The following is a 23,008-nucleotide window of genomic DNA, read 5'->3' on the forward strand; positions in this document are numbered from 1 at the left end:
GATTTAGAGATTGATTATTAATATTATAGACTTTGTCAAAGTTGTGATGTAAATTCATACAATATTAGGCTTTCTTCACGTATTGAGTGAGGATAACGATTTGTTGTCCATCAACTTTGCCTTCTATATATTCAGCATTTTCGGGGTCGAGAGTGATTTTGCGCACAACAGTACCTTGTTTAGCTGTCATACTAGTGCCTTTTACTTTCAGGTCTTTGATAAGTACTACATTATCACCATTAGCGAGTACTGCTCCATTGCTATCTTTGTGAATTACCTTTTCGCTCTCTTCCAAATGGTCGTCGGAGGCTTGGGCAAAAGCCAATTCTTCCTCATCTAAATACATCATATTGAGAAGATCAAGCGACCAGCCTTCGTTTTTGAGTCGGTTGAGGAGACGCCACGCCATTATCTTTACAGGGCGGTGTTCGCTCCACATACTATCGTTAAGACAACGCCAATGGTTGCTATCCATTGTTTCGGGATTTTGTATTTGACTAAGGCAAGTACCACACACCAAAAGGCTATCATCTGTACTTTCGTTTCTAGCAGGAGGCACTGTATATACACTTAGGTTTTCAGTAGCTCCACAGAGCTCACAACAATTACCACTACGGGATTTTAGTTCTTGTAACATCTTAATTTAATTTGTCGATTTTCAATTAATCAATGTGCAAATATAAAAGTTTTTCTCTGAACTACAAAAAAGAGGCACGAGCTTGTAGCTCGTGCCAGCGTGTGATGATTTTTATTATAAAAACTCTACTTTTAAATAATTGATTTTACCTTCTGAATTTAGTTTTGCTGTATCTTTACCTTTAAAGGCAAAGAAAGTACCATCTTTTCGTTTTCCTGAGACAGCCCAATGAGTTTCAAGAGTATTTTCAGCAACTTTAATAGTTTCCCAAAGATGTTTTGTAGTTTTATTTCTTTCAAAGAATTGTTTAAAAAAAGAGATTACTGCAGTTTTCCCTTTCATTTGTGAACCATCGGCACTTAACATTGTAATATCTTCAGAAAACAAAGCTATTAACTTATCAAAGTCTGCTACACTATTTCCTGCATAATCTGACAAATAGAAATACTCATCAAGAACTGTCCAACTTTTAACTTCAAAAGGTAATTTATCAAATATTCTTTCCTCAGTACCGAGCCACATTACGGAGTTTGCCATATCTACAAATTTGAGTTCATCGACACGGAGGTCGGCTAAGGCTTTTTGCCCCTCAGGAGTGTTTCGGGCTCTGAGAAAATCGTCTTTACTTTCATACCACAACTCACCCATAGCATCAAAGGTAAAAGGGAGGGTTTCTCGCTGTGTAGACGATTTTTCATCAGTAGGTTGAAAAGGAAATGTTTTAGCATAATCCTTTATCAGCAGGGCTTCTTTATAGTTTATTACTTTTTGAGAATGTGCTTCCCATAGTTTTATAAATTCTTCTGTGCTAAGATGCTGTTTCTTGCGCACAAACATTATAATCTTAAACATATCAATATAAGTTATCAGAATAATTAAAAGATTGTAAGGAATTTTACAAAACGTTTCTACAAAATATATTGTAAAAATACCTGACTATCATTATATTCAACTTTGCCAAAGGTCGTAGCACGACAAGCTACTAAAACCTTTGGCAAAGTGTAATGGTGTTCATTTACTAATTTGCTAATTTGTTAATTTCCCAATTTCTCTTTACAAAGTCGGCAAGTTCTTTACCTTTGAGGAGACCTTGTGAAAGTCGTGCTAAATCGAAGGCTTGCTTGATAAGGCTTTCTTTTTGAACTTCGTCCTTAGAGTGGAGGATAGCATCGGTTAAAGGAGAATTGCTGTTTACCACTAAGTGATATACTTCGGGGAAACCTCCCATAGCAAACATACCACCTCCTCCAGTAGCACTCATTTCCTTCATACGGCGCATAAATTCAGGTTGATTGACAACAAATGGTGTGTCATTGCTATCTAAATCTTCTAACTGCACCATATAGCCTTCTTTAGGGATTACTTTTTCGATTTCAGCTTTCAGCGTGTTTTTCTCTTCGTCAGAGAGTTTAGCAATAGTAGGTTCTTCTTTTTGAATTAACTTAGCTACAGGAGCAGCATCTACACGAGTGAAAGTAAGTTTTTCATTATCACCTTCTAACTTCTGTATCAAGTGCGATACGATAGGGCTATCCAATAACAACACTTCGTAGCCCTTTTCTTTAGCTTGCTCAATAGCTGTGTATTGTTGTTCTTTATTTTGAGCGTATAACACTACCAATGTATCATTTTTGTCAGTTTGCTTAGCTTTTATAGCTTCTTTTAGTTCTGCCAAAGTGTAATACTTGCCATCGGTAGTGGGGTACAACATAAAATCGGCTGCTTTTTCGTAGAATTTATCATCGGTAAGCATACCATATTCGAGTACTATTTTGATATCGTTCCACTTGTTTTGGAAGTCGTCGCGATTATTGGTAAAGAGTGATTTCAGCTTATCAGCTACCTTACGAGTGATGTAATTGGCAATCTTCTTTACATTACCATCGGATTGGAGGTAAGAGCGCGATACGTTTAGCGGAATATCTGGCGAATCTATCACCCCTTTGAGCATTGTTAAGAACTCGGGCACTATACCTTCGACGTTATCGGTAACAAATACTTGGTTTTGATACAACTGTATGCGGTCTTTCTGCAACTGCATATCGTTAGTGAGCTTAGGGAAATAGAGAATACCGGTAAGGTGGAACGGATAATCTACGTTTAGATGAATGTGAAACAGGGGTTCATCGAACTGCATTGGGTAGAGTTCGTGATAGAACGCCTTATAATCCTCATCTTTCAAATCGGCTGGCTGTTTCGTCCAAGCAGGATTAGGGTTATTGATGATATTATCAACCGTTACATATTCCGTTTTATAGTCGTCAGGGGCATTTTCAGGACGAGGTAACGGCTCTTGTTTTGTACCAAATTTAATTGGGATAGGCATAAAGCGATTGTACTTGCGCAATAACTCTTCGATACGGAAGTCTTCCAAAAACTCAGTAGAGTCATCGGCGATGTGCAAGATAATTTCAGTACCGCGTTCGGTGCGCAGGTCGGTTTCCTCTAAGGTAAATTCAGGACTACCGTCGCATACCCAGCGCACGGCTGGAGCATCGGTATAGGATTTGGTGATGATTTCCACTTGTTTGGCTACCATAAAAGCAGAGTAGAAGCCCAATCCAAAATGACCTATCACTCCGGCGTCTTTGGCAGTATCTTTATATTTCTCCAAAAACTCCTCAGCTCCTGAAAAGGCAATTTGGTTGATGTATTTTTCGACCTCTTCAGCGGTCATACCGATACCTTGGTCGATTATATGGAGGGTTTTATTGTCCTTATCGACCTTCACTTCGATGATAGGGTTCCCATATTCCACTTTTGCCTCGCCTATAGTAGTGAGGTGTTTCAGTTTAAGGGTGGCATCGGTAGCGTTGGAGATGAGTTCGCGCAAGAATATCTCGTGGTCGCTGTACAAGAATTTTTTAATAAGTGGAAAGATGTTTTCCACAGAGACGTTTATATTTCCTTTCATTTTTATTTAGTTAAGAGGTAAGAGATAAGAGGTAAGACTCGTATCTCTTAATTTGTTATTTACTAGGGGGAATATAGCGAAAAGAGTACCAAAGTAGGAAGAGGTGACAAAATGGCAGGTGAGAGGTCGTAGCACGACGGGCAGGTGCGAGCCGCACAGGCGGATAAATAATTAACGAATAAAAGACGAATAAAAGACGAATAAAAGACGAACAAAAGACGAACAAAAGACGAACAATGAACGAACAATGAACGAACAATGAACGAACAATGAACGAACAAAAGACAAACAAAAGACGAACAAAAGACGAACAATGAACGAACAATGAACGAACAATGAACGAACAAAAGACGAACAAAAGACGGTGCGAGCCGCACGGGCAGATAAACAAAAGGCGAACAATGAACGAAGGATAAATGGTGAAAAATAAAGGTAAGGTGAAGATATAATATATCAAGTTTTAACTTTACCAAAGTTTGAAATTTTCGCAAAGTGAGGACAAATATCTTGCAAGGTGTTGTTCAATAAAGTTTTTTTCCTATCGATGTTGATAAAAAGAGGCTACTTAGTTTTTTTATTCCTGTAAAAATACTGTACCTTTGTCCGCTGAATACAAAACCTTACAGCAGTTACATTATTGAGTTATGTTTTTATTTTTTGACTTTAGCTTTCACCCTACCATAGAACTGGCTTTGCCTAATGCTTATTTAGCCGAAAAACAAAACGGATACGCCTCGTTTTACAAGAAAGCTACCACAGAAGTATTACATAGTTTGAGTAACTTTGAACTATCAGAAAGAGAAAAAGAGGCTTTAAGTATCGTAAATAGTCTACAACCTAATATTCTACATCAAAAATATATCAAAAAAGGGGATAGTTTTGAGGAAATATACAAAAATGCCCAAATAAAAAAGCATATTCAGCAACAAATAGAAGAAAAAACGGCTGAATTACTTTCTATTATTGCAGAAAATAGTTTGTTTATCACTACTAACCACAATCACAAAGACGATATCAGTAAGAAAATACTACCCATAAGCACGAATATAATTGAACCTCTATTGGAATTTACAAAAATTGAAGGAGGTATTAGTTATCGGTTGTTGTTACAGAAAGACGATGAAAAATTATTGCCTTGTGAAAGCCATATCGAACTGCTGAACAACTCATACGCTTGGATTGTACTCAAAGGGCAAGTAGTGCGAGTAGCTCATATTAAAGCTTCGCACTTAAAACCTTTCTTGAATAAAGAAAGCACCTTTATTCCCGAAAAAACTTTCCCCGAATACTTCGAGAAATTCCTTAAAAAAGTACTTAGAAATGCACAGGTAGAAGCAAAAGGCTTTAAAATTATTACTCAGAATGAATTAAAAGGTAGTGAATTGGATATTTTATACAATTTCTTTGCCAATCATTACAAAATATACATACACTTTGATTACAATGGTTATACTTTTGACAGTAATCAAGCGAAAAACAATCAGTCGAACTTAGAAATAAGCCCCAATAACGACATAAAAATATACAATTACCAACGAAATAAAGAAGAAGAAACAAGAAAGTATCGCCTTTTGGAACAGTTAGGTTTTGTGAACGACGGAGGTACTTTTTCAGTTGAAAGTAAAGACCCTTTTGCTTCGTATTTTCATCTGTTGCACTGCAAAAAAGATTTGGAAGAAGCAGGTTTTGGCTTTCATACTTTCAGCATAGAAGGAGGAAAACAGATCAGTGAACATCTGCCTGAGCTCATTTTTGCAGAAACAAGTACCGAAAACGATTGGTTTGACCTCAATATAAGAGTAAAACAAGGAGAAAATAGCTTTCATTTTAAAGATTTAATCAAGAATTTAAAAGAAAATAACCCTATTTACTTACTTCCTGATGGGAAAGCCTTCATTATTCCTCAAGAATGGTTTAGTAAGTTTGGTAGTATTGCCAAATATGCACAAATTAGGCAGGAGAAACTGCAAATTAGCAAGAGTAACTATGCACTTCTGGAAGCTGTACCCGAGATAAAACCTCAGAACTTAGTAGAAAAAGTGAATTATACCCCCTCGCCTAACCTACGAGCTACCTTACGTCCGTATCAAATAGAAGGTGTGGAATGGCTTTTACAACACTATTACAATGGTGTGGGGGCGTGCCTTGCTGATGATATGGGACTTGGGAAAACACTACAAACCATTGCCTTATTGGTGGCTATACACGATGCTTTACCCGAAAAAGCGATTGAAACTGCCGACCTTTTTTCAGGAATAGAAAAGAGTAAAGAGGCTCTAAAAGTATTGGTTATTCTGCCTTCATCGCTTATTTTTAATTGGTATGACGAGACTAAAAGGTTTGCCCCACATTTTAAATGCACACAATACGTGGGGACTGACCGAAAAGTAAAAGCCAAGCGCTTAGGCAATTACGATGTGGTTTTTACCAGTTATCCGATAGTAGAACGCGATGTGGAACTGTTCCAAAAGTACGAATTTAGGTATATCATTTTAGATGAAAGCCAGCGTATTAAAAACAAGAACTCAAAGACATTCAAAGCAATACATACCTTAAAAGCGACTCATCGCATTGCGCTGAGTGGGACACCTATTGAGAATTCACTCAGTGACTTATGGTCGCAGATGCAATTTATTAATCCGAATATACTGAAAAGTTATGCTTCGTTTTACAAGAACTATGAAGTGGAAATCAGCAAAAAGAAAAACGCGCAAGCCTTAGAGGAGTTAAAGACTATTATCAGTCCGTTTTTACTAAGGCGGACAAAGGAGCAAGTGCTTGACGATTTGCCAGAAATGGAAGAGCAAATTATCTACTGTCCTATGAGTGAAGCCCAACACAAATGGTATGAAACAGAAAAATCGAAAGTGCGTAACCAGCTTTTACAAATTAATGAGCCAATCACTGAATTTAATACTCTAAATATGCTAATGAGGCTTAGAAAAATAAGCTTACACCCTAAATTAGTAGACAAAGAGAGTAAAATTGCATCAGGAAAGTACGAAGAAGTGATAAATTATATGGAGGAGTTGCTACAATCATCGCGAAAAGCACTTATTTTTAGCAATTTTGTGAGTCATTTAGCACTTTATGAAGAATGGTGTAACAAAAAAGGGATAAAATATGCTAAACTAACAGGCGAAACACCTTCGTTTGAGCGCAAGAACCAAGTAGAGATGTTCCAGAACAATCCTAGTATATCGTTCTTTTTCATTTCGCTTAAAGCAGGTGAGGTAGGGTTAAATCTCACGCAAGCCTCTTATGTTTTGTTATTAGACCCGTGGTGGAATCCGTTTTCTGAAAAGCAAGCTATTGGGAGGGCTCACCGTATAGGGCAACAAAATAAAGTGAACGTGATACGCTTTGTGAGCAAGGATACCATTGAGGAAAAAATCATCAAATTACAGAAAAGTAAAACAGAACTTTCCGAAAACATTATCGATGAAAATCACATCATTAAGGAAGTAATGGAACAAATTGATAGCTTATTGGAATAATTTTTGTGCAATATTTTATTGTTAATTATCAATTATTTTTTACCTTTGCATTATTATGAAGATTAGATTATTTAAATTACCAAAGAACAAGCGCTTTAACTATACTCCTCGTTACTACGAAGGGAAGGAAGAAGGCAACCCTTTTGAGATGGGCTCCCGCATTCGCAAAGACCGCGAAACTGTAACGAAGCACTTCACGGAAGAATGGCGTTCTATCCGCAGTGAGAGTCGCAACCGAAAAAACGCAGGGGTAAACAAAACTTTTTGGATAGTGTTATTAGTATTAATATTGATAACACTTTACTTCCTTGACTTTGATTTATCAATATTCAGAAGACATTAACAAAGTTACAAGAAAATATGAAAAAAACTATTGCAATTTGTGTACTCATAGCGGTGGCGATAGGATTAGGCTCTTTTTATTGGGTGAAACAGCAACGCGAATGCAAAGAAGCAGAGTACAACTACCAAGTAATAAGAAAAGGGCTTTTAATACTCTCAGAGGAATATAATAAAGGCGCTGAGAAAGTGCAATACCTCAAAGAATATGAAGAAACTAAAAACAAAATCGTTAAAGAACATTAACAACATATTGTTACTATGAAAATAAAGAAAATATTAATGCTATCTGCTTTTTGGGTGACCATAGCTGTTAACGGACAAACAGCCTTTGAAAAGTTAGAAACCAATAAAGATATTAGCACTGTGGTAGTATCACAGAAGATGTTTCAGATGCTATCAAAAATTGACAGTAAAGATGCGGAAGCTAAAGAGTTTATGGAAGTTGCTAATAAGCTCAAAGGAATGAAGATATTCACGACTGAGAGTAAAACGGCTGCTGGGCTAATGAAAACAGAAGCACAACAGTACCTTAAAACAGCAGGGCTATCAGAACTAATGCGAGTAAAAGACAAAGCTCAAAATGTGAAATTCTACACCAAAGAAGGGAAAGATGCTACCCACGTATCGGAACTGCTAATGCTTGTAGAACCGACCGAGACTTCAAAACAAACTATTGTATTATCGCTCACAGGCGATATAGACCTTAATAAAATAAGCGTATTAACCAAAAATATGAACCTCCCACAAGAGGTTAAAGAAATAAAGTAGCAGGAAAATGGCAAGATATGAATTAATTTTCCCTTCATTAGGAGAAAGTGTAACAGAGGCTGTTGTTACCAACTGGCTGAAAAAAGTAGGCGATCCTGTAGAAGCCGAAGAAAGTATTGTGGAAGTATCTACAGATAAAGTAGATACTGAAGTACCTACTGATGTGTCGGGTATATTGGCTGAAATCAAGTTTCAAGTGAATGACGTTGTGAAAGTAGGTGAAGTAATAGCTGTTATTGAGACACAAGAAGAGATTAGCACTTCTGGAGAGGCGCTTGATGTTGTACAACAATCGGTTGCAAGTTTAGAAAAAAACATTGCTAACATACAACAAAGTACCTCAGCTCACCCACAAGTAGACTTCAGCAAAACAGAGCGTTTCTATTCACCTTTGGTAAAGAATATCGCTAAGAAAGAAGGTATCAGTTTAAGTGAGTTAGACAGCATCAAAGGAACGGGGTTAAACGACCGCGTAACCAAGAGTGATATTCTTGACTATCTATCGCATAGGACACAAGGAAAAGCAAAGCCTTCAGCTACTTTTGATGCTACTCCTGCCGATAAGAGAGTTTATACCAAACGCGGTGAAGAACGAATTGAGATGAGCCGTATGGGTAAACTCATTGCAGAGCATATGCTAAAAAGCAAACTTACTTCAGCACACGTACAAAGTTTTATTGAGGTAGATGTAACCCGTATATGGAAATGGCGCAATAAAGTAAAAAAAGCATTTGAAGAGCGCGAAGGTGAGAAATTCACTTTTACACCTATCTTTATGGAAGTGGTAGCCAAAGCACTTGTTGATTTTCCTATGATGAATGTCTCAGTAGAAGGAGATAGCATTATCAAGAAGAGAAATATTAATATAGGTATGGCTACTGCGCTATCAGACGGTAACCTAATTGTTCCCGTTATAAAAAACGCTGATGAGCTCAGTTTAAGAGGTATGGCAAAAGTAGTAAATGACCTTGCTAATAGAGCTCGTGCTAATGCACTCAAGCCCGATGAAGTGAAAGATGGTACATATACAGTAACCAATATAGGTTCATTTGGCACTTTGTTTGGTACTCCTATTATTAATCAGCCACAAGTAGGTATCTTAGCAATAGGAGCTATCCAAAAAGTTCCTGCTGTAATTGAAACTCCAGAAGGAGACACAATAGGGATTCGTTATAAACTAATGCTTTCTCACAGTTATGACCATCGTGTTGTAAATGGGGCCTTAGGAGGAATGTTTGTACAACGTGTAGCTAAATATCTTGAAGAGTGGGATATGAATAGAGTACTATAAAATAATTTCAATAATGTGATTATATAGAAAAACGGGAAGTTTTAATTAAACTTCCCGTTTTTATTAGAATATGGTTTTTCTCATAGATGAGTCCTATAAAACTAATCTACATTGTCGTGTAAATAAGAATTGTTTTTTCTTATTTGCATCTCTCCTGCGCTATCTTTCCCCATAGAGGTACGTGATTGATTATTACTTCCAAACTTGTAGTTATAATCTTGCAAACGATTGGAACGAGAGCGTTTCATTACATCAGAGATTCTACTGTCAATAGGGTTCAAAGAAGACTCTATATCCTCTTCTTCTGCAAACATATCTAATTGACCTGAAGAAGTAGAAGTTTTGGACTTAGAATCCTCTTCTTTCTTATAAAGAATAAACTCGTTTGAGTTTTTATCTTCTGTAAAAGAAGTTGGCTTTGCTTCTATAAAAGTTCTTTCAAGCTCTGTATAGTCTTCTAAAGTATAACGAATTTCTCCCTCTTGATTTACAACAGGAGGATTCTTCCGGCGTTCTACTTGAGGAGCTTCTTTATGAATATCCTCACTCAATTGGTGAATAATTGGAGCTTCTTTTTGGGGCTCTTCGTGTTTTACTGATGTTGATTGCTGGGTTTGCACTTCAGCTTTTTTTTCAATAGTCTGAAAACTATTCTTTTTAGGAATAGACTTATCTACTATTACAAACTCATCATTTACAGCAGTAACTATTTCACAATCCACCCAAATATTAAATAAATCTGATAGCGAAGACTCTTTCTTTATATCAGAGATTGAGGAAATAGGATAACTGCTACTTATAGCATTAACCACAGTTCCTTTGGGCTCTGTTAAATCACGAGTAGCTGTTTGGTTTTCCTCAAGAATATGTATTACCTTTTTGGTTTCAGCGTTCACTATTTCTTGTTGTTGATCAGCATCAAAGCCTGTGGCAATTACTATCACAGAAATAGCTTCTCCTAATGATTCATCTTCACCTATCCCATAGATAAGGTCAGCCATATTATCACCTGCTTGCTCTTGAATAAAACTACTTATTTCTGTAACTTCACGTTGAGTTGCTTCTTTTTTACCATAAGTAATCAAAAGAAGAGCATTTTTAGCACCTGCTATCTTATTATCATTTAGTAAAGGAGAGTTTAAAGCAGCTGCTACAGCTTCATAAGCTCTATTATCACCTTCAGCTGAGGCTGAGCCCATAATAGCTGTACCCCCGTTTTCAAGTACGGTACGAGCATCGCGTAAGTCGATATTTACAAGGTAATGCTTACTGATTACCTCAGCCATACCTTTAGCTCCTTTTAATAATATCTCATTCGCCTTTCCATAACTCTCTTTAATACTCAAATCACCGTATATTTCGTTGATTTTATTATTATTGATAACAATAAGAGAATCTACACATTCACGTAGTTTCTTAATACCCGCTTGTGCTTGTCGACTGCGCTTTAAGCCTTCATAATTAAATGGAGTAGTTACAATAGCAACAGTAAGAATACCCATATCCTTAGCTTGCTTAGCTATTACGGGCACTGCTCCTGTTCCTGTTCCACCACCCATACCAGCTGTGATAAACACCATTTGGGTATTCCCTTCCAAAGTGCGTTGGATATCCTCAATACTTTCAAGAGCCGCTTTTTCACCAATATCAGGATTGGCTCCTGCTCCTAATCCTTCAGTAAGGGTAACTCCTAATTGAATTTTATTAGGGATAGGGCTGTTTTCCAAAGCTTGTGCATCTGTATTACAGACCACATAATCTACCCCTTTTATACCTTCGTTGTGCATGAAATTCACGGCGTTGCACCCTCCGCCTCCTACGCCAATAACTTTGATATAGTTACTAATATTCTTTGGCAAATCAAATTGAATGTCCGAATTCATATCAAAAAATCATAATTATTTGTTTCTACTTAATCTTCACTATCTAAAAAGTCCTTTAGTTTTTCATTTAATTTACTCCACCAACCTCTACTAGTTTTATGTATCTCTAATTCATCATCTTCATCTTTATCTTGAAAAACATTTATTTTTGGTGAATCTACTATTGTGATAGGTTGTTTTTCAAGTGATGAATCCTGCAAATCTGCTGATAAAGGCTCTACTGCCATTCCCTTTCCGTTCTCTATTGTCTCTTGAGCTTTTACTTCCTGGAAGCGTTTTTTAAATTGCTCTTCTGCTTCATTTTCAATAGCGCTCATTACAAGACCTATAGCCGTAGAGTAAATAGGCGAAGTAAGTTTAGGGTCAGAGTTACCTGCTAAGTGCTCATTAGGATAACCTATGCGAGCATCCATTCCCGTAATATATTCTACTAACTGAACAATATGCTTCAGTTGGCTTCCACCTCCTGTGAGTACTACTCCCGCAAACAGTTTCTTTTTAGTTTCTTCGTGACCATAATTTTTAATCACGTTAAATACTAAATTGATAATCTCACTTACTCTTGCGTGAATAATTTTAGAAAGGTTTTTAAGTGTTATTTCTTTAGGCTCCTTCCCTTTAATACCAGGAATAGATACTATCTCATTATCTCGGTTCTCTCCTGGCCAAGCCGACCCAAATTCTACTTTCAGCATCTCGGCTTGACGGGTGAGTATTCCACAACCTTCTTTTATATCATCAGTAATAATATTACCTCCTAAAGGCACTACGGCTGTATGGCGGATAATACCATCTTTAAAGATAGCTACATCGGTGGTACCACCTCCTATATCCACTAACACCACTCCTGCATCTTTTTCCTCTTCGCTTAATACAGCTTTAGCAGAAGCAATAGGTTCCAAAGTAAGACCTATAGGCTTTAGATGTGCCATTTCCACACAACGAGTAATCCCTTTGATAGCGCTTACTTGCCCGATAACTAAGTGAAAAGTAGCATCTAAACGGGTTCCCATCATACCGATAGGTTCTTTAATATCTCCCACATTATCTACTTTATAGTCCTGAGGGAGTGCGTGAATTATCTTTTGTCCTGGTGAAAGTGCTATAGAGAACACCTGTTCTTTCAGGCGTTCCAAATCGTCAAAGTCTATAAGTTGTTCAGGGTCTGTACGGGTAATATAATCGCTATGTGAACGACTTATGATATTTTGTCCTGCGATACCTGCTTCTACGTTCTCAATTTCTAAGCCTGTCTTTTCTTTGGCATCTTGAATAGCATCCATAATAGATTGAGTAGTTTTAGCAATGTTAGTTACTACTCCTTTATTGATGCCTTCACTTTTAGATTGCCCATAACCTAAAATCTGAATCTTCCCGTATTCGTTCTTTGCCCCTACCATAGTTACAATCTTGGTAGTCCCGATATCTAACCCTACGTAATACTTGTTATATTTCATTTTTCACTTAAACAACTATATCTAGATGTATAGCCGATAATTTTTTGTTTAATTCGTTATTAATTAGGTCGCTCTATTCGTGTCTTTACACTTCTTTAGACGTAGCAAAGATATAGAAAAAAAGAAATTTTACAGCATTTTTTTATTAATAAGTTATCAACATTTTTATAAACAGCTGATAATCAATGTTAATAATTTGCTAAATTTCTGCTTTATTTCCCTCAATTTTAGTCTTTTTATCTCTATTTTTATCACTTTTGTGTAATCAATCGCTTACGTGCCCTCTCCAAATCTTCGGGGTATCAATCCCTATGGTAGGAATATCGGTTAGCGCTAAACGTATTTTAAACCCATTTTCTAAATAACGAAGTTGTTCTAATTTTTCCGTTTCTTCTAATAAGGAAGGAGGTAACTCGGTGAACTGTTGTAATGCTTCTTTGCGATAGGCGTAAATACCTATGTGCTTGTAATAAGACACCTTGGTGTTAGGGTCACGAGGAAAGGGAATGATATTCCTCGAAAAATAGAGCGCCTCTCCAAATTTGTTCACTACTACCTTCACATTGTTCGGGTTTGCAATATCATCTGGGTCAGTAATACGTTCCATTAGGCTTGCTACCGCTATGCTTTTAGTAAGGTCTTTAACAAAAATATCAATTACTTTTTGTAAGTTTTCTTTATCGGTAAAAGGCTCATCTCCTTGTACATTTACAATAATATCTACGTCTAAATCTCTTGAAGCTTCTGCCAAACGGTCACTGCCACTATTGTGTTCTTTTTTACTGCGAATTACTTTGCCTCCTACCTCCCGTATCACTTTTTCTATACGGTCGTCATCAGTTACCACATACACTTCGTCAAACAAACGGGTATCAGCTACACGTTCATAAGTATGTACAATTACAGGCTTGCCACAAAGGTCTTGCATCAGCTTTGCAGGAAAGCGGGTCGCTCCGTAGCGGGCAGGTATCATTGCTATGAGTTTCATCTCTAATTCAGTATAAACAATATTAATAACGTTAGGGGCATTAGCAAATCAGGAAGAATAATCCATACGTTCCCTTTGTTGAAATTGTGTTTTCGCTTCATCTCAGCAATGTGTAACAAGGCTGCTCCTATCAAGAATACGCTAAACGGAATAGCCGTTGCCAACCAGAATCCGTCGCGAAACCAATGGCACAATATACCACAAATGCCTATCCCCAACGACACAAACCCCAATTCTTTTTGAAAACCATTAGATATCCATCCTATGGTTTTAGCTACTTTCTCACTGAGTACCGAGTGCCCTACAAAGTTAAACAACCCGAAAAAGCCTACTCCATAAACCAAATGAGTGTATAATGCGGTATATACAAAGCTTTCATCGAAAGAAAAAGCATACAGTACAACAGCTAATATCCAACAAATAAAATATACAACAAGATATATCATAGTATTGTAACTATACAAAAGGGACTATCTTTCTCTTGAGTTAGACAGTCCCTTTCTTTATATAATCATTTCTACTTCATTATTCTGCCACTTGGGGTTTCATCTGGAAATCCTCCATAAACTTAGTAGTGTAATTGCCTGCTAAGTAATCAGGGTCGTCCATTAGTTGCAAGTGGAACGGAATCGTGGTTTTCACTCCTTCTACTACAAACTCGTCTAAGGCGCGTTTCATCTTGGCAATTGCTTCCTCACGGGTTTGCGCTGTAGTGATGAGTTTCGCAATCATCGAGTCGTAGTTAGGCGGAATTACATAACCACTGTACACGTGAGTATCGAGGCGCACTCCGTGACCTCCTGGGGCGTGCAAAGTGGTAATCTTACCTGGCGACGGACGGAAGTCGTTATAAGGGTCTTCCGCATTGATACGACACTCTATGGCGTGCAGTTTAGGCGTGTAGTTCTTACCTGAGATAGGCACTCCGGCAGCTACCAATATCTGCTCGCGAATAAGGTCGTAGTCTATCACTTGTTCAGTGATAGGGTGCTCTACTTGTATACGAGTATTCATCTCCATAAAGTAGAAATTGCGGTCTTTGTCTACCAAGAACTCTACCGTTCCTGCCCCTTCATATTTGATATACTCAGCAGCTTTCACTGCAGCTTCTCCCATACGCTTGCGAAGGTCGTCCGTCATAAAAGGCGACGGCGTTTCTTCGGTAAGTTTCTGGTGGCGACGCTGTATCGAGCAATCGCGTTCTGAAAGGTGACAAGCCTTACCGTATTGGTCGCCTACGATTTGTATCTCAATGTGACGAGGGTCTACAATCAGCTTTTCCATATACATCGCATCGTTACCAAAGGCAGCTCCTGCTTCCTGCATCGCACTGTTGAGGGCTTTCTCGAGGTCTTCCTCTTTCCACACATCGCGCATACCGCGACCTCCCCCACCGGCAGTAGCTTTCAGCATCACAGGGTAGCCTATTTCAGCAGCTATCTTTTTAGCGTGCTCCAACGATTCTACGAGCCCGTCAGAACCTGGTACGGTAGGAACTCCTGCGGCTTTCATAGTCGCTTTAGCTGATGCCTTATCACCCATTTTTTCAATCATTTCAGGCGATGCGCCTATAAACTTAATGCCGTGTTCTGCACAAATCTTCGAGAATTTCGCATTTTCCGAAAGAAATCCGTAGCCTGGGTGTATGGCATCGGCATTGGTAATTTCGGCAGCGGCTATAATATTAGGTATTTTTAAGTATGAATCTTTGCTGGGTGGAGGACCTATACACACAGCTTCATCGGCAAAGCGCACGTGCAAGCTGTCAGCATCGGCAGTAGAATATACGGCTACCGATTTGATACCCATTTCGCGACACGTACGTATCACGCGTAAGGCTATTTCTCCACGGTTGGCTATCAATATTTTTTTAAACATAATTGTTTGGTTTATGAAGGATCCACTAAATACAATGGCTGGTCAAATTCTACAGGTGAAGAATCATCAACCAATATTTTAACTATCTTACCAGAAACTTCTGATTCTATTTCGTTGAAGAGTTTCATCGCCTCAATAATGCAAATCACACTACCTTTGGCTATGGTAGAACCTACTTCCACAAATAGCGGTTTGTCTGGACCAGGACGACGATAAAAAGTACCAATCATCGGCGATTTGATAGTAATGTATTTGCTATCGTCATCGGCAGGTGTTGCTGGTTTGCTGTCAGCAGGTTCAGCTGTAGGAAGTTGTTGTACAGGTACTTGCTGTTGCAAAGGCAATTGCGGTAGCTGTTGTGCTACGGGCAATTGTTGTACAAACACTTGCTCTTTGCCACTTTCATCAGGGTTCGTTTTAATGGTGATTTTTACATCTTCCATTTCCAATTTCACTTCGCTTGCCCCCGACTTGGCAACAAACTTAATTAAATTTTGAATGTCTCTTAAATCCATACGTGTATTGTATTTTTCTCAATGGTTGTTCCTTATTTGTGATAAAGGGCTCCGTCGTATGCCCATTTTAAGTAAATAGCTCCCCAAGTGAAACCTCCCCCAAAGGCTGCCAATACTATATTGTCTCCTTTTTTGAGTTGGTTTTCGTAGTCGTTAAGAGCTAAGATGATGGTTGCCGAAGTTGTATTGCCGTACTTGTGAATGTTGAGCATCACTTTTTCAGCAGGTAATCCCATACGCTCAGCAGTAGCATCAATAATACGTTTATTAGCTTGGTGAGGTGTAAGCCATTGCACTTCGTTTGAGGTCAAACCGTTGCGTTTAATAAGCTCCTCTGCTATATCAGCCATTCCTGTAACCGCATATTTAAACACCGTTTTACCGTCTTGGAATACAAAATGGTCTTTGTTAGCCACTGTTTCAGCCGTAGTCGGACAGAGAGAACCTCCTGCTTTTATGTACAGATAGTTACGTCCTATACCATCACTTCTTAAGAGTTCGTCCTGTACACCTAAACCTTCATAGTTAGGTTCAAAGAGTGCAGCCCCTCCCCCATCGCCGAAGATAATGCAAGTAGCTCTATCGGTATAGTCTATGATAGATGACATCTTATCTGCCCCCACCAAGAGTACTTTTTTATAACGCCCTGATTCTATGTATTTAGCAGCTACCGAAACCCCAAATAGGAAGCTCGAACACGCAGCTTGCAAATCGAATGAAAAAGCATTCACAGCGCCTATTTGCGACGCTACATAAGGACCTGTAAGGGCTACAGGCATATCAGGGGTAGCCGTAGCCAAAATAACTAAGTCTATTTCTTTGGGGTCGAGACCTGTTTTGCGAATAAGGTCTTTAGCGGCTTCAATTCCTAAAAATGATGAACCTTTATTAGGGTCTTTAAGTATGCGTCTTTCTTTGATACCTGTACGGGTGTAAATCCACTCATCGTTAGTATCTACCATTTTTTCTAACATTTCATTGGTTAGAACATCTTCAGGTACATAGCCTCCGATAGCCGTAATGGCAGCGGTTATTTTCTCCATCGTAATTCTCTAAATTAATTTTTATATAACTCACATAGTGATTATTAACTCCAATAAGTAGTTTTTTCACAAAGCCCACTATGTAAATTTGGGGCAAAAGTACATAATATTTTTGATTTAGCACCAATATGCAAAGAGTTTTTTTACTGAATATCCTTTTAAGAGCTTATTTTTAATGATGCAAAATTTTTACAAATAAATAAAACCCTAATAAAATGAACTTTTAAACTATTATAAAACACCCTATCTCCACCCTGCTACTCAGGTTTCATTTGTTCATCATTCGTTTATGTATAAACTTTGTAGAAGTTTGAAACTCTATCAAAGTTGAAAACCTCCAATAATCATCTTTTTATCTTTACCTCAACTTCAACTTACCTTCGCTTTAGCATCGCTCTTCCTTCGTCTTTTCCTCATCTGCTCATTCGAATCGCACCGTCTTTTATTCGTCTTTCCCTCATCTGCTCGTGCAAATCGCACCGTCTTTTATTCGTCTTTTCTTTATCTGCCCGTGCGGCTCGCACCGTTCATTGTTCGTTCATTGTTCGTTCATTGTTCGTTCATTGTTCGTTCATTGTTCGTTCATTGTTCGTTCATTGTTCGTTCATTGTTCGTTCTTTGTTCGTTCTTTGTTCGTTCTTTGTTCGTTCTTTGTTCGTTCTTTGTTCGTTCTTTGTTCGTTCTTTGTTCGTTCATTGTTCGTTCATTGTTCGTTCATTGTTCGTTCTTTGTTCGTTCTTTGTTCGTTCTTTGTTCGTTTTTTGTTCGTTCTTTGTTCGTTCTTTGTTCGTTCTTTGTTCGTTCTTTGTTCGTTCTTTGTTCGTTCTTTGTTCGTTCTTTGTTCGTTCTTTGTTCGTTCTTTATTCGTTCTTTATTCGTTCTTTATTCGTTCTTTATTCGTTCTTTATTCGTTCTTTATTCGTTCTTTATTCGTTCTTTATTCGTCTTTTCTTTATCTGCCCGTGCGGCTCGCACCGTCTTTTGTTTATCTGCCCGTGCGGCTCACACCGTCTTTCCTATAAGCTTTCTATAAGCTTCTCCCAAATTAACCATTAATCATTAACCATTAATCATTAAATAAGGCTTCCTATAAGCTCTCTAAATCTACATTATTTTATTTCCCCTCCCCCATTTGCTAATTTGCTAATTAACCCATTTACTAATTTTACCCGCTTGTGTGGCTTGCACCTGCCCGTGCGGCTCGCACCTCACAGCGTCATTGATTGGGTATTATTGGTATTTCTGACATTTCTGATATTAATCAGTATTATTAACATTTTTGGTATTATGGTATTAATTCAGTTTCAATTCGTATCTTTGCAAAGTAATTATAAACTTTTGTACCAATGAAAACATTCTATGCGGTTGCTATTATTGGAATTATGCTATTGGGCATAGCGCATTCAGCACTTAGTTTCAAGAAATACGACCAACTTTCGGCAGAAGCCTTTTGGTTTTTCAGTGCAGGGTTAGCCCTTATTTTTTCCGGTTTAGCCAATGGCTTACACTATCAGTTACAACTGCCTATTACTTTTCGTTATGTACTTGCTATAAACGTGCTATTAGTACTTTTTACAGTATTTTTAGCAATAAAAGTACCTGCCCCCACTACCCTTTTAGTAGCAATATTCTCAGCACTACTTTGCATAGCAATTTTACTAAACAAATAAATAGGCAAGTTATTGTATTCATAACTCAATTACGATGAGTTTAATAAAAAAGAGCTGTTCAGCAATGAACAGCTCTTTTTATCCGCTCTGTGTGAGACTTTAAAAAAAATAAAGCTCTATTTTCTTTTAATTTGTAACTAATTTTTATTTCAAATCTGTCGTTTGCGACACTTCTTTTAGAACAAAATTTCATTAAACCTTATACTTAGTTACCTTAAGGCTTATAAATAACTTTACCATTAGAAATAGACCCAAACTCATAAATGATAATATAGAATCCTTTTGCGTATCTCGACATATTAAAATCTAAGCTTTTGCCGAAATCTAAATCTCCTTGTAAAATTCTCTTACCCGAAAAGTCAAATACTTTAACTCCAATTTTATCTAAATTATCCCGATTATTTAAGTAGTATAATACTTTTTGGAGCTCTTTATCGTTTAACTCTTTTCCTGAATATTTAGCGTCTAACCATTGCTGTAAATCCTCTGTTTGAACACGCAAAGTCGAAGCCCTATTCGTGAAAAATTCATATACAGGAATATCTTCATTTGTGCTTTTAACGGGACTATTATAAGCAGAAGCCGACCTAAATGAAGTTTCATTTATTGCCCCATAATAACGAGCTATAGTATTAGACCATTTTGTAGGGGTACCACAGTCTGATATATATCTCATTTTGGTTTCTACAATAAAGGGAGTAAAAGTATATCGTGTAGCTACAAATTCCTCTTCCCTATTTGTACCTCTAAATTCAAAATTGTCCTTGGGGTCTTTGTAAACAATAGTATTTTTCCACTCTACTTTTATTGACGCTCCTCCCATATAATCATCCAATATTACGTGTTTTATTACCCTTGTACTTCCATTACAACAAGGAGTGCTGTAAGGTGATTGTGGGTGATTTTTGATAGTATATTGAGCGTTAGCCCAATTTCCTTGGTATCTCACGTAAACCTCTTTTTCAAAAGATTTTACAGTGCCATCTTTATAAGTTACAACAGCTTTAATAGTTCTATTTCCATCCCAATAGGTACCTCTAAACACACAACTTTTAGTACCTTGTCCTGAAACAATTTCCAATTTATATTCAGGATCTTCCCATTTAATAGTAGCATCATTAGGGATAGGAGCGATTAACTCAAAAGTAGCATCTGTTTTCAAGCAAAATTCATCAGGACCTGCAATAGTGGCTTTCTGCAAAGCCTTATAAGCATCCACCAAACCATAACCCATCTCATTGTTCCAAGTGCCATTAGGACGAGTATAAGTGTTTTGGTAGTTATAACCTCCTACTTTTTGTGCAGTTTGTTCTATGATATCAGCTACTTGTTTAGCTGTTAAATCAGGATTTACCGAGAGTATTAAGGCAGCTACTCCTGCTACGTGAGGACAAGCCATTGAAGTACCATCTTCACTACTCACTGAATTATTAGGGACAGTTGAAAGAATCCCAACTCCTGGAGCTACTACATCTAATTCTCTTCCATAACCAGAACTATTGCTTCTTCTTTTATTTGATTGAATAGACCCTATAACTAAAATATCTGGATTTGCATAGGCAGGATAATCAATTTTAGGACTGAAATTTCCTGAGGCAAATAAAACAATAGTTCCTTTACCATTCCTACCTTGTGCTATAGCCTCTGAAATAGCATCTTCTAAAATCTTGCTGTGTAATTTTTCATAACCACTACCTCCTTGATCTCCCCAAGAGTTATTAATTACATCTGCTCCATTTTTCCAAGCCCAACTTATACCGCTTGCTAATTCTGCGGAAATATTTTCCGATGCCACCAAAGGATTACTTACAGACATTATTTTCGCATCTGGAGCCACTCCTACCACTTGTAGATGATTGTCTTTAACTGCAGAGATAATTCCAGCTACGTGGGTTCCATGAATTTTATTGCTTTTAAAATCACTCCCTATTTTCCCTGTAACTGTATTAAAACTTAAGGGGTGAATATTTTGTCTCAAATCATTATGAGATTTGTCAATCCCGTGATCAACAACAGCAACATTAACACCGCTACCCGTACTTAAATTCCAAGCCTTACATATATTGATACTGCCTAATCCCCATAAATCCTTAAAATAAGGATCGTTTGCACATTCTCCTTTAAAATCAAAAATAAACGCAGGGTCAATATCAGAAAATAATTTTGATTCATAATACAGATTCGACATTTCTAAGGAGGTGTATTTGCTATCCGTTACCGCTAAAATATACCATAAAGGCATATTAGGCACATTAGAAATTATTTCAACATTCCTTTCACTTGAAAAGTTTTTTAACACTTGAAAATCATTAGGACGCTTAATCTTTACATAAAAATACTTAGATGTTCCGATTGATTTTTCACCATTTTTAAAATAAAGACCTACTATTTTCGATGCTTTTTTTAAATTCTCTAATTGAGATTCAAATTCTCTTTCTGTTACATTCCCTACAGACTGCATTTTGATATAAGATTTGTTGTCTTGTTCTATAGGGGTGTAAATCCTACTTGTAGGAATACTCTTTATATCATCACTGATGATATTTAAGTTATTTGTATCAAGCTTTAATAGAATTTTATTTCCATTATAATAATAGAAATACTTGGTTTGTGCATTTGTAATAAAACAAAAGAGCGCTAATGTGTAGAAAAAGATCTTTTTCATAATGCTTTATTTTTATATGTGATGTTTTTATTAGTTTTAGGAATCTCAACTATACAGAAAGGACAGCTGAAAGCAGCCCCCAATCCTTTAACTTCACTAACCGTATGAACTACAATAGAAGTGTTATCTTCTGCAACAGAAGTTACATTAATAGAAGAAGGTGTATAGCGTTCTTCCTTTCCCCAAATAATAATTACTTGCTTTTGTGAGAAATCAATTTTAAAACTGTTTATAGTTTCTGTGGTGAGTCTTAACACTTCTCCAATTTTTTGCAATTCAACTTCGTTAGAAATAATTTCCTTTTTATTGATATATTCTAAATCAGGAGGATTGCAACCACTAAACAATGTTCTAAAAGGTACCGCTTTAAAGTTATCTTTTTTTGAGCAACCGCACCCCACTATTAACAATAGCAGCAGTGCTAAAAATGTTTTTGTTTTCATTTTAATTACTTTTTTGAATATTAAAACTTACATTGGCATTGTTAGGTAGTTTCTTAACAACAATACCATAGAGAAAAGTATCAGGTTTTGTTGCCAATCCTGATATTTTAACTGTTAGACTATAGTTATTAGCCTTTATTTTCACGAATTGGAAATGAAAATCAGCTTGATTAGCATAATTATCATATCCTAATAAAAGAGTTTCTGTTGTAAAATCTATATCCTTAAACTGTTCAAGAGTACTAAATTCTACATTAGAAAATGCACTATCCAATGTTTTTCTATTTTGTATCACTTTATAGGTGCCAAATTTTTCATCACCCAAATAAACTCTTATCTTAGATATTTCTCTTACAATCACAGCCTCAGGAGAAGTATCCTTGTCTGTTTTTGAACAACCACAACCCGCTATTACTAATATCAGTAGTGCTAAAAATGTTTTTGTTTTCATTTTAATTACTTTTTTGAATGTTAAAACTTATATTAACATTGTCAGATATTTTCTTCACTATAATACCATAATAAAGTACTCTTGGTTGAGTAAAAAATGTATCCGAAAGACCAACTTCGAGAGTATACTCATTATTCCCTTTTTTTCTAAAATCGTAAGATTTCACCCCATAAGTATGAACAAAAAACTTACTTCCTAATAAAACGGTCTGTGTAGAAAAATCTATTTCTTTAAAAATAGTTCTTTCTCCTATATTCTGATTAGGAAACAAATCTTGTAATTCTTTCCTACTCTGGATTACTTTTAGAGTATCTTTCTCAAGATTAATTCCCAAGAGTTGCTCTTGAGGAATTTCTCTTACAATCACAGCCTCAGGAGAAGTATCCTTGTCTGCTTTTGAGCAACCGCACCCCACTATCACCAATAGCAGTAGTGCTAAAAATGTTTTGATTTTCATAGTTATATTGCTTTTAAAGTTTTATGCTACAAAGTTACGAAAAAATTTGTTATAATATATTGTATTTTACAGAAATCTTTGTTGGGTTATCTATTTTATGATTTACAGC

General features: G+C 36.9%; 19 protein-coding genes and 1 pseudogene. 6 read left to right on the forward strand and 14 right to left on the reverse strand.

Annotation, left to right across the window (positions count from 1 at the left end):
- Positions 1-64: 64 nt before the first annotated feature.
- The 3 genes from HW278_RS01215 to htpG form a co-directional block, all read right to left on the reverse strand.
- The gene (locus HW278_RS01215; RefSeq protein WP_002672699.1) at positions 65-637 is read right to left on the reverse strand and encodes a PhnA domain-containing protein; all 573 of its coding nucleotides are present in this window, start codon (positions 635-637) and stop codon (positions 65-67) included.
- 114 nt (positions 638-751) lie between these two features.
- The gene (locus HW278_RS01220) at positions 752-1,489 is read right to left on the reverse strand and encodes an EthD domain-containing protein (RefSeq protein WP_178976684.1); all 738 of its coding nucleotides are present in this window, start codon (positions 1,487-1,489) and stop codon (positions 752-754) included.
- 166 nt (positions 1,490-1,655) lie between these two features.
- Positions 1,656-3,551 carry a molecular chaperone HtpG gene (gene htpG / locus HW278_RS01225; RefSeq protein WP_178976685.1) on the reverse strand — a complete coding sequence of 632 codons (1,896 nt, stop codon included), beginning with the start codon at positions 3,549-3,551 and terminating at the stop codon, positions 1,656-1,658.
- Positions 3,552-4,195: 644 nt separating this feature from the next.
- Here htpG and HW278_RS01230 point away from each other — a divergent pair.
- Genes HW278_RS01230 through HW278_RS01250 form a run of 5 tightly spaced genes read left to right on the forward strand, consistent with a single transcriptional unit; the run spans position 4,196 to position 9,449 of the window.
- On the forward strand, positions 4,196-7,048 hold the full coding sequence (locus tag HW278_RS01230) for a DEAD/DEAH box helicase (protein WP_178976686.1): 2,853 nt from the start codon (positions 4,196-4,198) through the stop codon (positions 7,046-7,048).
- 55 nt (positions 7,049-7,103) lie between these two features.
- Positions 7,104-7,391, forward strand: coding sequence for a hypothetical protein (locus HW278_RS01235; RefSeq protein WP_009421394.1), 288 nt, complete (start codon positions 7,104-7,106; stop codon positions 7,389-7,391).
- 17 nt (positions 7,392-7,408) lie between these two features.
- Complete coding sequence (locus HW278_RS01240) at positions 7,409-7,633, forward strand: hypothetical protein (protein ID WP_009421325.1); 225 nt, start codon at positions 7,409-7,411, stop codon at positions 7,631-7,633.
- 15 nt (positions 7,634-7,648) lie between these two features.
- Positions 7,649-8,158, forward strand: coding sequence for a DUF4252 domain-containing protein (locus HW278_RS01245; RefSeq protein WP_002672710.1), 510 nt, complete (start codon positions 7,649-7,651; stop codon positions 8,156-8,158).
- A gap of 7 nt (positions 8,159-8,165) precedes the next feature.
- Positions 8,166-9,449 (forward strand): dihydrolipoamide acetyltransferase family protein, encoded by a 1,284-nt coding sequence (locus HW278_RS01250; protein ID WP_178976687.1) that lies wholly within the window; start codon positions 8,166-8,168, stop codon positions 9,447-9,449.
- Positions 9,450-9,550: 101 nt separating this feature from the next.
- Here the strand turns inward: HW278_RS01250 and ftsZ are convergent, their stop codons facing one another.
- From ftsZ to HW278_RS01285, 7 genes and pseudogenes are all read right to left on the reverse strand, one after another.
- Positions 9,551-11,332 (reverse strand): cell division protein FtsZ, encoded by a 1,782-nt coding sequence (gene ftsZ, locus HW278_RS01255; protein WP_178976688.1) that lies wholly within the window; start codon positions 11,330-11,332, stop codon positions 9,551-9,553.
- 29 nt (positions 11,333-11,361) lie between these two features.
- Positions 11,362-12,789, reverse strand: coding sequence for a cell division protein FtsA (gene ftsA / locus HW278_RS01260; RefSeq protein WP_106095198.1), 1,428 nt, complete (start codon positions 12,787-12,789; stop codon positions 11,362-11,364).
- Positions 12,790-13,040: 251 nt separating this feature from the next.
- Positions 13,041-13,777, reverse strand: a pseudogene (kdsB, locus tag HW278_RS01265) (3-deoxy-manno-octulosonate cytidylyltransferase).
- Positions 13,778-13,779: 2 nt separating this feature from the next.
- Complete coding sequence (locus HW278_RS01270; RefSeq protein WP_178976690.1) at positions 13,780-14,223, reverse strand: DUF6790 family protein; 444 nt, start codon at positions 14,221-14,223, stop codon at positions 13,780-13,782.
- Between the two features lie 79 nt (positions 14,224-14,302).
- Complete coding sequence (gene accC, locus HW278_RS01275; protein WP_002672717.1) at positions 14,303-15,655, reverse strand: acetyl-CoA carboxylase biotin carboxylase subunit; 1,353 nt, start codon at positions 15,653-15,655, stop codon at positions 14,303-14,305.
- Between the two features lie 11 nt (positions 15,656-15,666).
- Entirely contained in the window at positions 15,667-16,170 is a 504-nt protein-coding gene (gene accB / locus HW278_RS01280; RefSeq protein ID WP_002672720.1) for an acetyl-CoA carboxylase biotin carboxyl carrier protein, read from the reverse strand.
- Between the two features lie 32 nt (positions 16,171-16,202).
- Positions 16,203-17,213, reverse strand: a complete 1,011-nt coding sequence (locus HW278_RS01285) for a beta-ketoacyl-ACP synthase III (RefSeq protein WP_002672722.1) — start codon at positions 17,211-17,213, stop codon at positions 16,203-16,205.
- 1,346 nt (positions 17,214-18,559) lie between these two features.
- Here HW278_RS01285 and HW278_RS01290 point away from each other — a divergent pair.
- On the forward strand, positions 18,560-18,883 hold the full coding sequence (locus tag HW278_RS01290) for a hypothetical protein (RefSeq protein ID WP_178976691.1): 324 nt from the start codon (positions 18,560-18,562) through the stop codon (positions 18,881-18,883).
- Between the two features lie 214 nt (positions 18,884-19,097).
- On the opposite strand, the gene HW278_RS01295 is transcribed toward HW278_RS01290, so the two are convergent.
- Genes HW278_RS01295 through HW278_RS01310 form a run of 4 tightly spaced genes read right to left on the reverse strand, consistent with a single transcriptional unit; the run spans position 19,098 to position 22,899 of the window.
- The gene (locus HW278_RS01295) at positions 19,098-21,548 is read right to left on the reverse strand and encodes a S8 family peptidase (protein WP_009421371.1); all 2,451 of its coding nucleotides are present in this window, start codon (positions 21,546-21,548) and stop codon (positions 19,098-19,100) included.
- Positions 21,545-21,991, reverse strand: coding sequence for a hypothetical protein (locus tag HW278_RS01300; RefSeq protein ID WP_009421345.1), 447 nt, complete (start codon positions 21,989-21,991; stop codon positions 21,545-21,547). Before HW278_RS01300 ends, HW278_RS01295 begins: the two co-directional genes overlap by 4 nt.
- A 1-nt stretch (position 21,992) precedes the next feature.
- On the reverse strand, positions 21,993-22,442 hold the full coding sequence (locus HW278_RS01305; RefSeq protein ID WP_178976692.1) for a hypothetical protein: 450 nt from the start codon (positions 22,440-22,442) through the stop codon (positions 21,993-21,995).
- Between the two features lies 1 nt (position 22,443).
- Complete coding sequence (locus HW278_RS01310) at positions 22,444-22,899, reverse strand: hypothetical protein (RefSeq protein ID WP_178976693.1); 456 nt, start codon at positions 22,897-22,899, stop codon at positions 22,444-22,446.
- Between the last annotated feature and the right edge of the window lie 109 nt (positions 22,900-23,008).

This window comes from Capnocytophaga sp. oral taxon 902, assembly GCF_013394735.1.
GTDB classification, from domain to species: Bacteria; Bacteroidota; Bacteroidia; order Flavobacteriales; family Flavobacteriaceae; genus Capnocytophaga; species Capnocytophaga ochracea.

Coding starts and splice junctions, on each gene's coding strand:
- HW278_RS01295 (WP_009421371.1), bottom strand. CDS start 21,548: ATGAAAAAGATCTTTTTCTACACATTAGCGCTCTTTTGTTTTATTACA.
- HW278_RS01270 (WP_178976690.1), bottom strand. CDS start 14,223: ATGATATATCTTGTTGTATATTTTATTTGTTGGATATTAGCTGTTGTA.
- HW278_RS01215 (WP_002672699.1), bottom strand. CDS start 637: ATGTTACAAGAACTAAAATCCCGTAGTGGTAATTGTTGTGAGCTCTGT.
- HW278_RS01230 (WP_178976686.1), top strand. CDS start 4,196: ATGTTTTTATTTTTTGACTTTAGCTTTCACCCTACCATAGAACTGGCT.
- accC (WP_002672717.1), bottom strand. CDS start 15,655: ATGTTTAAAAAAATATTGATAGCCAACCGTGGAGAAATAGCCTTACGC.
- HW278_RS01240 (WP_009421325.1), top strand. CDS start 7,409: ATGAAAAAAACTATTGCAATTTGTGTACTCATAGCGGTGGCGATAGGA.
- ftsA (WP_106095198.1), bottom strand. CDS start 12,789: ATGAAATATAACAAGTATTACGTAGGGTTAGATATCGGGACTACCAAG.
- HW278_RS01250 (WP_178976687.1), top strand. CDS start 8,166: ATGGCAAGATATGAATTAATTTTCCCTTCATTAGGAGAAAGTGTAACA.
- HW278_RS01245 (WP_002672710.1), top strand. CDS start 7,649: ATGAAAATAAAGAAAATATTAATGCTATCTGCTTTTTGGGTGACCATA.
- HW278_RS01300 (WP_009421345.1), bottom strand. CDS start 21,991: ATGAAAACAAAAACATTTTTAGCACTGCTGCTATTGTTAATAGTGGGG.
- HW278_RS01285 (WP_002672722.1), bottom strand. CDS start 17,213: ATGGAGAAAATAACCGCTGCCATTACGGCTATCGGAGGCTATGTACCT.
- HW278_RS01220 (WP_178976684.1), bottom strand. CDS start 1,489: ATGTTTAAGATTATAATGTTTGTGCGCAAGAAACAGCATCTTAGCACA.
- HW278_RS01310 (WP_178976693.1), bottom strand. CDS start 22,899: ATGAAAATCAAAACATTTTTAGCACTACTGCTATTGGTGATAGTGGGG.
- ftsZ (WP_178976688.1), bottom strand. CDS start 11,332: ATGAATTCGGACATTCAATTTGATTTGCCAAAGAATATTAGTAACTAT.
- accB (WP_002672720.1), bottom strand. CDS start 16,170: ATGGATTTAAGAGACATTCAAAATTTAATTAAGTTTGTTGCCAAGTCG.
- HW278_RS01235 (WP_009421394.1), top strand. CDS start 7,104: ATGAAGATTAGATTATTTAAATTACCAAAGAACAAGCGCTTTAACTAT.
- HW278_RS01305 (WP_178976692.1), bottom strand. CDS start 22,442: ATGAAAACAAAAACATTTTTAGCACTACTGATATTAGTAATAGCGGGT.
- HW278_RS01290 (WP_178976691.1), top strand. CDS start 18,560: ATGAAAACATTCTATGCGGTTGCTATTATTGGAATTATGCTATTGGGC.
- htpG (WP_178976685.1), bottom strand. CDS start 3,551: ATGAAAGGAAATATAAACGTCTCTGTGGAAAACATCTTTCCACTTATT.